The following is a 14,529-nucleotide window of genomic DNA, read 5'->3' as shown; positions in this document are numbered from 1 at the left end:
AGGTGAAAAGGAGGATTACCCATGAGTGGAAGAAAAGATGAAGAATTAAAAGATTTAAGCTTACTAGGTAACCAAGGAACGAAATACATTTATGAATATTCACCTGATATTTTAGAGGCATTTGACAATAAACATCCTGACCGAGATTATTTTGTCAAATTTAATTGCCCAGAGTTTACAAGCTTGTGTCCAAAAACTGGCCAACCGGATTTTGCGACCATTTATATTAGCTACATTCCTGATAAGAAGTTAGTCGAAAGTAAATCGTTAAAATTGTATTTATTTAGCTTCCGAAATCATGGTGATTTTCATGAAGATTGTGTCAATATTATCATGAACGACTTAATCGACTTAATGGATCCAAAATATATTGAGGTATGGGGAAAATTCACTCCTCGAGGCGGCATCTCCATTGACCCATATTGCAATTACGGGAAACCGGGAACGAAATACGAAAAAATGGCCGAATACCGTTTAATGAATCATGATCTATATCCAGAAAAAGTCGACAATCGATAGAGATGAGTGGCTTTCGCTGCTCATCTTTTTTTACATCTTTTTCATTCAAAGAATATTCACGAAACTGTCACCATTAAGACCAGGACAAAATGTATTATTTCAATAAGATGGATATAAATTGTATGTAACGGGTGAACAACATGGAACAACAACGGTTATGGCAAGAAGCGTCGACATTTATTGATGTTTGTTATAAAGAACTCGGAAAGAGCGAAGCGGATATTGAAAGGCGAAAAAAAGATATTCGTGAAGCGATTGAGCGGGACGGATTTTATGAGCATACGTATGAAGAGTTAGCTCACGGGGCGCGCATGGCGTGGAGAAACAGTAACCGCTGTATTGGGCGACTGTTTTGGCAATCGTTACACGTGTTTGATGCACGCGGTGCAATGACTGAAGAAGAAATTTATGACCATTTAATCCATCACATTGATTTTGCCACGAATGAAGGAAAAATTCGCCCAACGATTACCGTGTTTGCGCCGGAACACAATGGGAAAGAACAGGTTCGTATTTGGAATCACCAGTTAATTCGGTATGCCGGTTACGAAACGCACGAAGGCATCATCGGTGATTCATCCTCCATATCGTTTACGAAAGCGTGTCAGTCGTTCGGTTGGCAAGGGGAAGGAACGCCGTTTGATGTTCTGCCGTTAGTGATCCAAGTGAATGGTCAACAACCAAAATGGTTTGATATTCTAAAAGAAGTCGTAAAGGAAGTTCCGCTTGAACATCCAGAGTATCCTTGGTTTGCTGACTTACAGTTAAAATGGTATGCGGTACCGATTATTTCGGATATGTATTTAGAAATTGGCGGCATTCGGTACACCGCGGCCCCGTTTAACGGGTGGTACATGGAAACGGAAATCGGTGCGCGCAATTTAGCAGACGACTATCGGTACAACATGCTCCCAACAATCGCCGAGTGGATGGGACTGGATACAAGTAAAAATAGCACGCTATGGAAAGATAAAGCACTCATTGAGTTAAATATCGCGGTACTTCATTCCTATAAAAAACACGGTGTGAGCATCGTCGATCATCATACCGCTGCGCAACAATTTAAATTGTTTGAACAACAGGAAGCTGCCGTCTGTCGTCATGTAACGGGTGACTGGACATGGCTCATTCCGCCAGTCTCACCAGCAACGACCCATATTTTTCACCAACCGTATGACAACACGATGATTTCACCGAACTTCTATTATCAAAAACGACCGTATGAGTAAAACTTCATGTTTAAATTAGGTGTTTATGTTAAGATAGATATATAGTAAAAAATGGAAGGGTGAATGGGTTGGGCGTCAAACAAACGATAGTAGCTTCTATAATTCTGGCGATCTCGATTGTAGCGGGCTGTTACTTGATTTCTGCCAAAAATGACCTTGGTGTCCACAACGGATTGGAAAGTCAACAAAATGATCAAGGCAGTGTTCTCCTAGATATAGATGAAGCTGCTGAGCTCCTTGGTTTATCGACAGAAGAATTAAAAAGAATTATCAAGACAGAACAATTACGTTTAGACCAAAATAGTAGTTTTTCAGGTACCATGCTGCCATATACAGTGATTGATGGGACGGTTTATTTTGAAAGATCTACTCTTTTACAATGGGCTCAAGCTATTACGTTAGAACATCGAAAATACATGGATGGTACGGTACATCAATAATATTGGAAACGCCCGGGCTTTGGCCACGGGCGTTTTCGTTTTGTGTGTTCAAACAGGTATCCTATATGCCGAATTAGGTATATTCTATGTGCTTAAATCTAAGTTTTATAAGCCCAATCTGGCAATGTATTTACCAAACTAGGAATCTATGTGCCAAACCTAACAGCTTTTGAACCAAATCTAATTTCTATAAGCAATTGATTTCTACGCCAACTGCATTAATTTTTTCATCACGTGTAATGAACGACCGGTCCCAATAGCAACCGATTCTAATGGATTTGGAGCCATGTGAACAGGAACGTCGATTTCTTGGCTAATCCATTCTTGTAAGCCGTTTAAAAGGGACCCGCCACCAGTGAGTACGACCCCGCGTTCAACGATATCGCCGCTTAGTTCCGGTGGACAATGTTCGAGTGTTTCTTTAACGATATTTAAAATGTCTTGAAGAGATTCTTTAATGGCTGTATGAATTTCTGTTGAAGTTAATGTAATCGTTTTTGGTAGACCTGTCACTAAATTTCTGCCGCGAATCTCCATTGTTTGTTCTTCGTGATCGGCGAGCGCATTTCCGATTTGTTTTTTTACTTCTTCGGCTGTTCGCTCACCAATCAGGAGATTATAGTGCTTACGTACGTATTGAATAATGTCATCGTCGAGTTTGTCGCCACCGATTCGAATCGATTGGGACGTTACGATGCCACCGAACGAAATGATCGCCACTTCAGTTGTCCCGCCCCCAATGTCTACAATCACGTTGGCCACTGGTTCGGAAACGGAAAGGTCAGCTCCAATAGCGGCTGCAACAGGCTCTTCAATTAAGATCACTTGTTTGGCCCCACAGCTTTTCACAGCATCATGAATCGCACGCCGTTCAACCGCCGTTGCCCCCGATGGCGTACAAACGACCACTCGCGGCTTTCGTACGGATATACCGATTTTTTTACTCACTTTTTTCATTAATAGTTTTAACATCTCCGTTGTCATATCAAAATCAGCAATCACTCCGTTTTTTAAGGGGCGGACTGCTTGGATGTTACTAGGTGTTTTTCCAATCATGTTTTTTGCTTCCGTTCCTACAGCAAGAACTTTTTTTGTTTCAATGTCAACGGCCACGACGGATGGCTCGTTAATAACAATGCCTTTATTCTTTGTATATACTAATATATTTGCTGTACCTAAGTCGATTCCTATATCTGTTGGTGAAAACATATGTAGCTTCAACCTCCACATTAATTCGGATACTATACCATTCATAAAGTATAAAGGAACTATGACGGTTGTTTTTCAGGAAATGAATGGTACTTGTGGAATGTTACAAAAGGGAATCGGCCGAAAGCTGATAGGAATCGGCTTTATTCATTGACCAGCTAATCGGTTGTAAAAAAAATTTAATATTTGTGAAATCATATTACAAATAAAAAAGCTGACCTCACCCGATATGGAGGTCAGCTAGTTGATTATAATTGAAAACGTTCTAGTTCTTTCTTTAATTGTTCTGTTTTTTGTTCAAGCACTTTTACTTGATCGGTCATATGTTTAAAGGCGTTCACTTGTTCTTCAGTGGTTGCCGAAATTTCTTCTGTACCGGCGGCTGTTTCTTCGGTCACAGCACTTATATTTTCAATGGCCATGTTAATGTTTTCGGTTTTGTGATTGGTTTCTGTTAACGTTTCACAAAGTTGATCTAATTGGTCGTATACTTTAGTGACGTTACGCATAATAGATTCAAACGATTGCTCAATTTGATCCATAGATTGCATTTGTTCTTGGGAGATGCCTTTTCCTTGACGTACGGCATCAACAATAGCTTGGGTACCTTGATTAATGTAGCCAAGCATCGATGTAATGGATTCAGTTGCTAATTTGGAGTCATCCGCAAGCTTTCGAACTTCTTCGGCAACGACAGCAAATCCTTTTCCGGCTTCTCCTGCACGTGCTGCTTCAATGGCTGCGTTTAAGGCAAGTAAGTTTGTTTGCTCAGCAATGGAGGTTACCGCATTGGCTGCTTCTTCAATTTTTGATGTATAGTTGGCGAATTCTTCAACGGCTCGTAGAATGTTATCCGTTGATTCGGAAACAAGATTTGTTAATTCACGTTGTTTTTGTACGTTTTCACGTCCATGCTTCACAGAAGTAAGTGCCTGGCTGCTAAAGTGGGACGACTGCTGACTTTCTTGCAAACTATGGGTCATTTCTTCGCTAATCGAGTTCATTAAGGAAGCAGTAGACTGAATGTTTTCGGAAATGTCTTGACTTCCTCGTGCTAATTCGTCAGTCGAAACAGCGATTTGGTTGCTACTTTCAAGTAAGCTCTGCATTTGATTGGATATTTCTTCAGTAAATTGCTTTACTTCTGTTCCAATGGTATCGACGGATTGTACCGTTTGTTTTAAGTTATGAACCATATGTTCGAATGCACCAGTCAGTTTTCCAATCTCCACGATTGATTTTTTATGACGATCATCCGTTAATTGCACCGTTAAATCCCCATTAGCCACTTGTTCTGCTTGTTGAACGAGCTGATGAATAGGCTTTGTGATTTGTTTTCCTAAATACCAAGAAACGAAAGTAGAACCGACAACGAGAATAATACTTCCGATAATGGATGAAGTAATAATAAATTCGATTTTTTTCTTCGTTTGATCAACGATATCACCATGCCATTGGGATGTGCGAAGCGACAGTAAATGCATATCGTTTAAAATACCGGAAATTCGTATCGATTGGCGTTTTACTTCCGGTAAATTTCCAGATGATAACGCTTCTTGAGAGGCATGGTATAAATTATCAAATTTTTGGTTCATTTTTTGTAAAATCGCGATATGTTCTTCTGTTTTTAATTTCCTTTTTAATTGAGTCAACTCATCTTGAACAACTTGTAATTGGGCGAGCGCTTCCGTTTTGTAGCTTTCCGATGGATTAAATGCATAGTTGGCTAACGCTTGTTTAGTAATAATGAAATCCCCGTTAAGTTGTTCAACGTCCAATAAAATTTGAACATCTTCTTTAGACGAACTTTGAATTTGTACAATTTGGAACAAGATAAATCCAATCATGATCGATGCAATAAGAACGGGAATAAGGCCTAAGATTAACAATCGTTTTCGTAAGGTCAATGTTACCTACTCCTCTTGTTTATTTTTCTGATTGAACAGTAATTTCGCCTGAAACGATTTTTTGTTTCGCTTTTTCAATTTGTTGTAGTTGGTCTTCGGAAAGGTCAATCACTCGAATCGGGGCAAGTCCGACCCCATTTTCTTTTAGACCTAATTCCAAATGCGTACCGTCTACTTCTCCGTTTTCCTTTAATCTTTTCGCCACTTCGTAAACAGCTACATCAATGTTTTTTAACATCGAAGTGACAATCGCTTTTTCGGCAATAAAGAACTGGTCGGAGTCAACGCCAGCAGCATAAATTTGTCGACGTTGTGCTTCTTCTAACGCACCAATTCCAGTAAACCCAGCTGCTGGATATAAAAAGTCCGCCCCGCTTTCGATTTGTTTTTGTGCAATGGCTTGTCCAAGTTGAGCATCACCAAAATTGTTCGCATACTCGACCATCACTTCGATGTCGGGATTGATGTATTGAGCCCCTTGGATAAAGCCCAATTCAAAATGGTGGATGACTGGTACATCGGCACCCCCGATAAAGCCAAGCGTATTCGTTTTTGATTGCATCGCCGCAATCATACCAATTAAAAAGCTGGCTTCCTGCTCTTTAAAGGTAATGGACATCACGTTTTTAAGCTCGCTATATCCATCAATTAATAAAAATTGTTGTTCGGGGTGTTCTTTCGCTACCTTTTCAAGCGCTTCTTGAATCGAAAAGCCAAGTCCAATAATTAAGTCATATCCTTCTGCAACTAGTTCATTCAATGCTTGTTCGTAGTTTCCATCCGGTTGTTCTTTATAATCAAATAAAATACCGAGTTCATCTCGAGCTTTTTCGAGTCCGCGAAAAGCAGAATCGTTAAAAGAGCCATCTCCAAGGCCGCTATCCGATAAAACAATTCCAATGGTGAGTTCATCTTTCTTCGTTGCTTGTTCTCCTTGTGCACATCCAGCAATAAGGATGAGCATCACCATTAAAATAGGAAATAATTTTTTCACGAATCAAATACCTCCTTAAATATCCTTTGTAAATACCATTTTAAAAAGGAAAAATTAAACAATATGGCTTCTTGTATAAAAAAAACGAAAATTTACTGTAAAGGATAAAAATAATATTATAGTAAAATAATGAAAATACAGGACAATTTTCTTAAAAATAATGATACTTGTCAACAGGACCTATTCTTTATTTTGCTAATGTGGTAGTTATCTAACTTGTAAAAGGTTGACATATTTTTATTGACATGAAAGTTTGAAAACCTTTACAATAAAATTAAGTTATTAGTTAGTTTAGAAAATTTTAAATTGTTAGGTGAGTTTGTGTTAAAAGATAAACATCTTCGTATCGGTCGTAACGCCATTTTACTGGCGATGGCAGATGAACATGAACAGGCTGAGCTCCAATCTCTATTACACGAGCATGGATGGAAATGGTGTATAGGAAAAGTAGGTTCGATGGACTCGCAAAAAATTGTCGCTGCGATTGAAACGGCGGCAAAACGAAACGGTGTCGTTGATAGCACATTGTATCGGGAAATGCATGCGTTATACCATTCGGTCATTGAAGCCGTACAAGGGATGACGCGAGGCCAAGTCGAACTAGGGGGATTGATGCGTACCGTCGGATTGCGTTTTTCCGTCGTCCGCGGGAATCCGTACGAAAATGTGCAGGAAGGAGATTGGATTGCCGTTGCGCTTTACGGTACGATTGGCGCCCCGGTCCGCGGGTTAGAGCATGAAACAATCGGATTAGGAATCAATCACATATAAATATAGTAGAAGAAAAAGTCTAGAGTGATTAGTCAAGAGGAGGCTTTCTCTCATACCAGTTATGGTAGAGAAGAAGCCTCCTTCTTTATTACATTAAAGGGATAAGAGGTGGATGAGATGGTCGTGTTAACCGGTCATTCGTTGACGATAGAAGACGTTCGAAAAGTCGTCTTGGAAAAAGTGTTTGTTTCAGCCCATCCAGATAGTTGGCAAGAAGTAGAGAAAAGCCGAAAAGCGGTTGAACAAGTGGTAAAAGAAAAAAGAGTCGTCTACGGAATCAATACGGGATTTGGGAAGTTTAGCGATGTGTTAATTGATGAAAAAGACGTCAAAGAGCTGCAATACAATTTAATTCAGTCGCATGCGTGCGGGGTAGGCGATCCATTTCCAGAAGAAGTGTCACGAGCGATGGTGTTGCTTCGAGCGAATGCGTTGCTAAAAGGCTTCTCCGGCGTAAGGCCTGTCGTCATTGAACGGCTTCTTCAATTATTGAACGCCGAAATTCATCCGGTCGTACCTCAACAAGGGTCGTTAGGAGCAAGCGGCGATTTAGCCCCTCTTTCCCATTTAGCCCTCGTCTTAATGGGAGAAGGTGAGGTCTTTTACAAGGGAGCTCGTGTCAAAGCCATAGAGGCTCTTTCGAAGGAAGGGATTGCTCCTATTACTTTAGAGGCAAAAGAAGGGTTAGCCCTCATCAATGGAACACAAGCGATGACGGCCGTCGGTGTTGTGGCGTATTTAGAAGCAGAAACGATGGCGTATGAAAGTGAAATGATAGCTGCCCTAACGATGGAAGGACTTCGTGGAATTGTCGATGCGTTTGATGAAGACGTACATGTTGTACGTGGGTATCCACAGCAAGTCGAGGTTGCCCGTCGAATAAGAATCTATTTACACGATAGTAAATTGACTACTCGCCAAGGGGAGCTGCGTGTCCAAGATGCGTACTCGCTACGCTGTATTCCACAAGTGCACGGAGCGTCCTGGCAAGCGCTCGATTATGTAAAAGAAAAACTGGAAATCGAAATAAATGCCGCAACGGACAATCCGCTTATTTTTCCGGACAAAAGAAAAGTCATCTCAGGGGGCAACTTTCATGGACAGCCGATTGCGTTAGCGATGGATTTTATGAAAATCGCCTTATCCGAACTCGCGAATATCTCTGAGCGGCGCATTGAGCGTCTAGTCAATCCACAGTTAAACGATCTGCCCCCATTTTTAAGTCCGGAGCCGGGCTTACAATCAGGGGCGATGATTATGCAATATTGTGCGGCGTCGCTCGTATCTGAAAATAAAACGCTCGCTCATCCGGCTAGTGTCGACTCCATTCCTTCTTCTGCGAATCAAGAAGACCATGTGAGCATGGGGACGATTGCGGCGCGTCACGCGTATATGATTTTGCAAAATGTCCGTCGCGTGTTAGCCATTGAGCTCATTTGTGCGATGGAGGCGGTCGCGTATCGGGGAGTCGAAGGGATGGCATCCAATACGAGAGCTTTTTACGAGGAAGCGAGAAAAATCGTTCCGCGCATCGTGAAAGACCGCAAATTTTCGGATGACATTGAAGCAATGAATACGTGGTTAAAACAGTTTGATTGGTTCACTTTTTTCCAGAAAAAACTTCGAACAAACAAAATCAAGTAAGGAGGAAATAGGAATGGAACAAATGAAACGTGTAATTCGCGCAAAAAAAGGGTTGGAACTAGAGTGTAAAGGCTGGGAACAAGAGGCGGCTCTTCGCATGTTGTACAACAACTTAGACCCAGAAGTCGCGGAAAAACCGGAAGACTTAATTGTGTACGGTGGAATCGGTAAAGCGGCGCGAAATTGGGAAGCGTTTGATGCGATTGTCGATACGTTACGTAAGTTAGAAAACGATGAAACGATGCTCATTCAGTCCGGAAAGCCCGTCGGAGTATTTAAAACGCATCCACACGCTCCACGAGTGTTATTATCAAATTCCGTGCTCGTTCCGAAATGGGCGACATGGGAGCATTTCCATGAACTCGACAAAAAAGGTCTTATCATGTACGGCCAAATGACCGCTGGTAGCTGGATTTACATCGGTACACAAGGCATTTTACAAGGAACGTACGAAACGTTTGCAGCTGTGGCAAAAAAGCATTTTAATGGCACGCTCAAAGGAACGATTACACTGACTGCCGGACTCGGTGGAATGGGTGGAGCTCAGCCGCTCGCGGTAACGATGAATGAAGGCGTTGTCATTGCGGTTGATGTTGATCCAGACCGGATTCAAAAACGCCTTGATACGAAATATTTAGACTGTATGACGACTTCATTAGAAGAAGCGTTAATGATGGCGCAAGAAGCAAAACAACAAGGAAAAGCGCTATCCATTGGGTTAGTTGGAAATGCAGCGACAGTTCACCATGAAATTTTACAAAAAGGGTTTCCGATTGACATCGTTACAGACCAAACGTCTGCCCATGATCCGTTAAATGGATATGTACCAGAAGGAATGACGTTAGAAGAAGCGGCGGCGTTACGAAAAGAACGTCCAGAAGAATATATCGCCCGTTCGAAAGCGTCTATGGCCAAACATGTTGAAGCGATGCTTGCCTTCCAAAAAAATGGGGCAATTGTGTTTGACTACGGAAACAACATCCGACAAGTCGCCAAAGACGAAGGGGTAGAAGATGCCTTTGCGTTCGCAGGCTTCGTTCCTGCGTACATTCGTCCATTGTTCTGCGAAGGAAAAGGACCGTTTCGTTGGGTAGCCTTATCAGGAGATCCAGAAGACATCTATCGGACCGACGCTCTAATTAAAGAACTGTTCCCAGAAAACGAAGCGCTCATCCGCTGGATTGATATGGCGCAAAAGAAAGTCGCGTTCCAAGGACTACCAGCTCGTATTTGCTGGTTAGGCTACGGCGAACGGGTGAAAATGGGGCTTGCGATAAATGAACTTGTGAAGAAAGGCGAATTAAAAGCACCGATTGTTATTGGTCGTGACCATTTAGATTGTGGATCGGTAGCCTCACCGAACCGAGAAACAGAAGGGATGAAAGATGGCAGTGATGCCGTGGGTGATTGGGCGATATTAAATGCACTCATTAATACAGCAGCTGGCGGTTCATGGATTTCAGTGCATCACGGTGGCGGCGTTGGGATGGGTTATTCGTTACATGCTGGTATGGTGGTTGTTGCAGATGGAACAGACCTGGCTCGCGAGCGTCTCGAACGCGTATTAACCACCGACCCTGGCATGGGGGTTATTCGTCACGTCGATGCTGGTTACGAAAAAGCGAAGCAAGTGGCGAAAGAAAAAGGCATCTACATTCCGATGGACAAAGGAGGAACAGAATGAAACTCGATCTTGTCATTCGTAACATTGGGCAGCTACTCACCATGGCAGCAGGCGGACCCGTTAAAGGAAAAGACATGAACCAGTTGTCGGTCGAAACTGATATGGCAATTGGGGTAAAAGACGGAAATGTAGTGTGGATCGGAAAAGATGCGGAAGTGAACGACCTACAGTACGACCGATTCATTAATGCGAATGGAAAGCTTGTCACACCGGGACTGGTCGATCCGCATACGCACCTTGTGTTCGGAGGTTCACGTGAACACGAAATGGCGTTAAAACAACAAGGGGTTCCTTATTTAGACATTTTAAAGCAAGGGGGCGGTATTTTATCGACCGTTCGAGCGACACGACAGGCAACCGAAGAGGAATTGTTCGAAAAAGGGATGTTTCATTTACAACGGATGATGTCATATGGCATCACGACGGTAGAAGCTAAAAGTGGGTACGGTCTGAATGAAGAGACTGAACTAAAACAGTTACGAGTAGCCCGTCGCTTAAACGAACATCATCCAGTCGACGTCGTGTCCACCTTTTTAGGAGCGCACGCCATCCCAACAGAATATAAAGAGGACCCGGATGCGTTTTTAGAAGCGATGCTCGCTATGCTTCCGGACATCAAAAAACAAGGTTTAGCCGAGTTTGTCGATATTTTTTGCGAAACCGGCGTATTCTCCGTGGATCAATCTCGCGCCTTTTTACAAAAAGCAAAAGAATACGGCTTTGACGTGAAAATTCATGCCGATGAAATTGATCCGCTCGGTGGGACTGAACTAGCGGTAGAACTTGGGGCGATTAGTGGAGACCACCTTGTTGGGGCATCCCATCAAGGGATCCACGCATTAGCGTCCTCTCATACGATTGCCGTTTTATTACCAGGTACGTCTTTTTACTTAGGAAAGGAAAGCTATGCGAAAGCCCGGAAAATGATCGAAGCTGGAGTCGCTGTGGCCTTGTCGACCGATTTTAACCCGGGAAGCTCACCAACGGAAAACTTGCAATTCATTATGTCGCTGGCAGCCTTGAAGCTGAAGATGACGCCGGAAGAAATTTGGCATGCGGTAACGGTCAATGCAGCGTACGCCATTAACCGGGGGAATGTCGCGGGGCAAATTCGCATCGGTCGACCTGCTGATATCGTCGTATGGGATGCGCCGAACTATCAATATGTGCCTTACCATTATGGTGTCAATCATGTGAATACGGTTATTAAGGCCGGAAACATCGTGTACGAAAGGGGCGAAGGGTATGTCTCATCGCCCGTATCTTAAACGAGCAGGAACAGCCATTTTCCAAGACCGGTTTGTGAGAAAAGGAAAAGAGCTGTTTCAAGGAGAAGTAAGTGAAGCAGTGGTCGCACTGGTCGGGGCCCCGCTATCTAAGTCATCCATCAGCCATTCCGGGGCCGCATTTGCTCCAAATACGATTCGGCAAGCGTTGCAAGCCTTTAGTACGTATGCGGTGGACGATGACATTGACCTGTGGGACGAACGGGGGTGGGATGCTGGAGATGTAGAAATGCATCCGACTGACATCGTCACCTCCCAGCAACGAATTTATGATACATTAGTAGATTTATATAAAAGTCATCCTGAAACGAATTGGATTGTACTCGGTGGAGACCATTCGATTAGCTATCCATCGATTCATGCGTTCCAGCAAGCATACGGAACAATTGGGGTCATTCAATTTGACGCCCATCACGATTTACGCAACCTACAAGACGGCGGCCCGACGAACGGAACCCCGTTTCGAAGTTTACTAGAAAAGGGGGCACTGCAAGGAAAGCACCTCATTCAAATTGGTATCCGGAATTTTATGAACGGAAAAAGTTACACCGAATTCGGTCAGCAACAAGGGGTCACCATCTATACGATGAAAGACGTTCGCGAACAAGGCGTGAAGGAACTCGTTTCCCGCAGTGTAGAACAATTAGCTACTACTTGTGACCGTATTTACGTATCCGTCGATATGGATGTCCTAGATCAAGCGTTTGCCCCTGGATGCCCAGCCATTGGCCCAGGCGGTATGGACTCCGAATCGTTAATTGAGGCGATCGAACTTGTCGCTCAACACGAAAAAGTAAAAGGGATGGACATCGTTGAAATTGACCCGACCGTTGATGTCCGCGACATGACGAGCCGAATGGCTGCTTACTTAATTTTGACGTTTTGGAAGGGGAAGAAAAAAATTCGTACGTAATGTAGAAAAGACAGGAACTTTTACAAATATTAAATCTCTAAAAAGAGCCTGCATAAAATTTTTTGCAGGCTCTTTATTTAATTGTAACAATTTCGACAGGCCCATGATCATCACAATGACCATTGTGAACATGATGTAATCTTCCATTAACTAAATAATCCATATGATCCCCGTGAGGGACCATTTCATGCCCACAATCATCATCGTGGTTACAACCACAAGCAATAGGTCGACATTCATCAGGATTGGTTTCGCTAACTGGAATCTTACATTCATCCCAGTGACTTTCATGTTCGTGGTGAAGATGACCATTATGCACATAATCAATATGATCATCGTGTCGAATTTTTGTATGTCCACACGCAATACTGTGACGATGTTTATGTTCACCTGTATGGCTAGAGTGTTCCATTATTAATTCACCTCTTAATATATTTTCTCTTAAAGTATCCCCAAAAATTGATCCTTTAATCTTGGGATTCCACCAACATTTGACCTAAAAAAAATCATATTTCGTGGCATCATCAAAGTAAGAATAAAGAACGTTGGTAGAAGGAGGATATGCGTAAACATTCCTTATTAATTGGTACTAATTGTTAACTCTATTTTCTGTTAGATAATTTCTCATTGGAAGTTTTATTATCTAAATTTGTATAAAGTATCCATACATAACAAAAAGGGGAAATGGTTTGTTAATAAGTTTGTACAAATAAACCGTCATCTTCTAGCCATTCGGCTAAAAAAACATCTTTATAATCAGAAATACCTTGAGATTTGAGTTGTGTTTTTAACCAAGACTCATTAAAACCTAAATCATTTAGTTCATCCCATAAAACTTTACCGTCGCGTATTAAAGTGACAGGAACATAAACAGGTTTTATGGACATATTAAAATCTCCCTGAGTTGTTTTTTGATATTTTGATTTTTTTAAAATGCTAATCGAGCCGTTAGCTTCTAAATAACAAAAGGCCACTTCTCGAATAGAAAAGGTTTCGCTTTGCCGAAGTAAGCTTTGCAGCTGATTGATATTCATTCGATTCTTTTTCAATTCTTCATAATCAACTTTTCCATTTTTAATAAGAGCAGACGGTTTTCCTTCAAATATGCCGCGAAACGCTAGAAACTTCTGTCCAAGATATTCGACGATAAAAAGTAAACCGCCCCATAATACCATAGAGTAAATAATATAAAAGGCACCGATTTGATGGTCGTATACTGCGTTTCCTAGTAATTCTCCCAGTACTATAGAGGCAATAAAAGTGAAGGGTGTAATTTGATTAATGATTTTCTTTCCAACCAACTTGACGATGATAAAAAGAAGGAAAAACCCGATCATAAGTTCAATGGTTAGATACATGACTTTCATATGATGAATACTCCAATCTAATCATACATAATGATGACTTATTTTCATTTATTTCCTATTACCCGTATTCATGTTTTAGGCTAACATCAATTGAGCCCTTTATGCACCGATTTCAAATTTTTGCACATGATTTATGCATCTAAAAACTTGCTTTTTGCACTTCAAAAGTCATTTTAGTACCGACATAATCATTTAAAAGACATTAGGAGAGAGGAAACCGATGCTAATCAAATGGATTCAATGCCAAGTGAAAGAGAACAGTCGCGATGCATTTTCAAAGGGACAACAAGAATGGAAACCACTTACAAACGTTGAAGGGTTTATTGCACAATTCGGTGGCTGGAACATCACCAATCCGAACGAAGCGTGTATTTTAGCGTTATGGAAAAATGAAGAAACGTATAAATCATTCATGAAGAACCACCACGACTCAATATATGAACAAACAAAACAACAAGGAACGTATGACCACATTAAGGTGCAGTTATTCCAAAGTAAACATGTGATCAACGAACACATTCCAACGAACACTCCTTTTTTATTCGGTCTCATCACCATATTCTGTG

At 41.8% G+C, this 14,529-nt stretch carries 14 protein-coding genes; 9 read left to right on the top strand and 5 right to left on the bottom strand.

Annotated elements, in window-relative coordinates; genetic code table 11:
- Window positions 1-21 precede the first annotated feature (21 nt).
- The 3 genes from queF to ABES52_RS04820 all read left to right on the top strand — a co-directional run bounded on the left by queF (window position 22) and on the right by ABES52_RS04820 (window position 2,188).
- Window positions 22-519 carry a preQ(1) synthase gene (gene queF, locus ABES52_RS04830; protein WP_429649497.1) on the top strand — a complete coding sequence of 166 codons (498 nt, stop codon included), beginning with the start codon at window positions 22-24 and terminating at the stop codon, window positions 517-519.
- A 140-nt stretch (window positions 520-659) separates the two neighbouring features.
- Window positions 660-1,748, top strand: coding sequence for a nitric oxide synthase oxygenase (locus ABES52_RS04825; RefSeq protein WP_429649495.1), 1,089 nt, complete (start codon window positions 660-662; stop codon window positions 1,746-1,748).
- 68 nt (window positions 1,749-1,816) lie between these two features.
- A complete protein-coding gene (locus ABES52_RS04820) occupies window positions 1,817-2,188 on the top strand; it encodes a helix-turn-helix domain-containing protein (protein WP_429649493.1) in 372 nt (123 codons plus the stop codon).
- 204 nt (window positions 2,189-2,392) lie between these two features.
- Here the strand turns inward: ABES52_RS04820 and mreBH are convergent, their stop codons facing one another.
- From mreBH to ABES52_RS04805, 3 genes are all read right to left on the bottom strand, one after another.
- Window positions 2,393-3,397, bottom strand: a complete 1,005-nt coding sequence (gene mreBH / locus ABES52_RS04815; RefSeq protein ID WP_429649578.1) for a rod-share determining protein MreBH — start codon at window positions 3,395-3,397, stop codon at window positions 2,393-2,395.
- Window positions 3,398-3,645: 248 nt separating this feature from the next.
- Window positions 3,646-5,304, bottom strand: a complete 1,659-nt coding sequence (locus ABES52_RS04810; protein ID WP_429649491.1) for a methyl-accepting chemotaxis protein — start codon at window positions 5,302-5,304, stop codon at window positions 3,646-3,648.
- Window positions 5,305-5,323: 19 nt separating this feature from the next.
- Entirely contained in the window at window positions 5,324-6,298 is a 975-nt protein-coding gene (locus ABES52_RS04805) for a BMP family lipoprotein (RefSeq protein WP_429649489.1), read from the bottom strand.
- Window positions 6,299-6,619: 321 nt separating this feature from the next.
- Here ABES52_RS04805 and hutP point away from each other — a divergent pair, with 321 nt between their 5' ends.
- The 5 genes from hutP (at window position 6,620) to hutG (ending at window position 12,596) form a co-directional block, all read left to right on the top strand.
- Complete coding sequence (hutP, locus tag ABES52_RS04800) at window positions 6,620-7,069, top strand: histidine utilization transcription antiterminator HutP (RefSeq protein ID WP_429649487.1); 450 nt, start codon at window positions 6,620-6,622, stop codon at window positions 7,067-7,069.
- A 117-nt stretch (window positions 7,070-7,186) separates the two neighbouring features.
- Window positions 7,187-8,713 carry a histidine ammonia-lyase gene (gene hutH, locus ABES52_RS04795; protein ID WP_429649485.1) on the top strand — a complete coding sequence of 509 codons (1,527 nt, stop codon included), beginning with the start codon at window positions 7,187-7,189 and terminating at the stop codon, window positions 8,711-8,713.
- Window positions 8,714-8,735: 22 nt separating this feature from the next.
- Window positions 8,736-10,397 carry a urocanate hydratase gene (hutU, locus tag ABES52_RS04790; protein ID WP_429649576.1) on the top strand — a complete coding sequence of 554 codons (1,662 nt, stop codon included), beginning with the start codon at window positions 8,736-8,738 and terminating at the stop codon, window positions 10,395-10,397.
- The gene (gene hutI, locus ABES52_RS04785) at window positions 10,394-11,665 is read left to right on the top strand and encodes an imidazolonepropionase (RefSeq protein ID WP_429649483.1); all 1,272 of its coding nucleotides are present in this window, start codon (window positions 10,394-10,396) and stop codon (window positions 11,663-11,665) included. Before hutU ends, hutI begins: the two co-directional genes overlap by 4 nt.
- On the top strand, window positions 11,643-12,596 hold the full coding sequence (gene hutG, locus ABES52_RS04780) for a formimidoylglutamase (protein WP_429649481.1): 954 nt from the start codon (window positions 11,643-11,645) through the stop codon (window positions 12,594-12,596). The genes hutI and hutG overlap by 23 nt, the downstream gene beginning before the upstream one ends.
- Window positions 12,597-12,669: 73 nt before the next feature.
- Here hutG and ABES52_RS04775 read toward each other — a convergent pair whose 3' ends face one another.
- Together ABES52_RS04775 and ABES52_RS04770 are read right to left on the bottom strand one after the other, a co-directional pair.
- Window positions 12,670-13,008: a hypothetical protein gene (locus ABES52_RS04775; protein WP_429649479.1), complete on the bottom strand. Its 339-nt coding sequence runs from the start codon at window positions 13,006-13,008 to the stop codon at window positions 12,670-12,672.
- A gap of 280 nt (window positions 13,009-13,288) precedes the next feature.
- A complete protein-coding gene (locus tag ABES52_RS04770) occupies window positions 13,289-13,963 on the bottom strand; it encodes a YetF domain-containing protein (protein WP_429649477.1) in 675 nt (224 codons plus the stop codon).
- 220 nt (window positions 13,964-14,183) lie between these two features.
- Between ABES52_RS04770 and ABES52_RS04765 the strand changes: the two genes are divergently transcribed.
- Window positions 14,184-14,529, top strand: a 346-nt coding sequence (locus ABES52_RS04765) for a YdbC family protein (RefSeq protein ID WP_429649475.1), incomplete at its 3' end; no start/stop codon positions are given.

The sequence above is a fragment of the Aeribacillus pallidus genome, assembly GCF_050478865.1.
GTDB lineage: Bacteria > Bacillota > Bacilli > Bacillales > JACDOC01 > JACDOC01.
The sequence above is the reverse complement of the archived record's forward strand: the minus strand, read 5'-3'. Positions and strand labels throughout refer to the sequence as shown.

Excerpts from the sequence above, each read along its gene's own strand:
- queF (WP_429649497.1), top strand. The coding sequence starts at position 22 with ATGAGTGGAAGAAAAGATGAAGAATTAAAAGATTTAAGCTTACTAGGT.
- ABES52_RS04825 (WP_429649495.1), top strand. The coding sequence starts at position 660 with ATGGAACAACAACGGTTATGGCAAGAAGCGTCGACATTTATTGATGTT.
- mreBH (WP_429649578.1), bottom strand. The coding sequence starts at position 3,397 with ATGTTTTCACCAACAGATATAGGAATCGACTTAGGTACAGCAAATATA.
- hutH (WP_429649485.1), top strand. The coding sequence starts at position 7,187 with ATGGTCGTGTTAACCGGTCATTCGTTGACGATAGAAGACGTTCGAAAA.
- hutU (WP_429649576.1), top strand. The coding sequence starts at position 8,736 with ATGAAACGTGTAATTCGCGCAAAAAAAGGGTTGGAACTAGAGTGTAAA.
- hutI (WP_429649483.1), top strand. The coding sequence starts at position 10,394 with ATGAAACTCGATCTTGTCATTCGTAACATTGGGCAGCTACTCACCATG.
- hutG (WP_429649481.1), top strand. The coding sequence starts at position 11,643 with ATGTCTCATCGCCCGTATCTTAAACGAGCAGGAACAGCCATTTTCCAA.
- ABES52_RS04775 (WP_429649479.1), bottom strand. The coding sequence starts at position 13,008 with ATGGAACACTCTAGCCATACAGGTGAACATAAACATCGTCACAGTATT.
- ABES52_RS04770 (WP_429649477.1), bottom strand. The coding sequence starts at position 13,963 with ATGAAAGTCATGTATCTAACCATTGAACTTATGATCGGGTTTTTCCTT.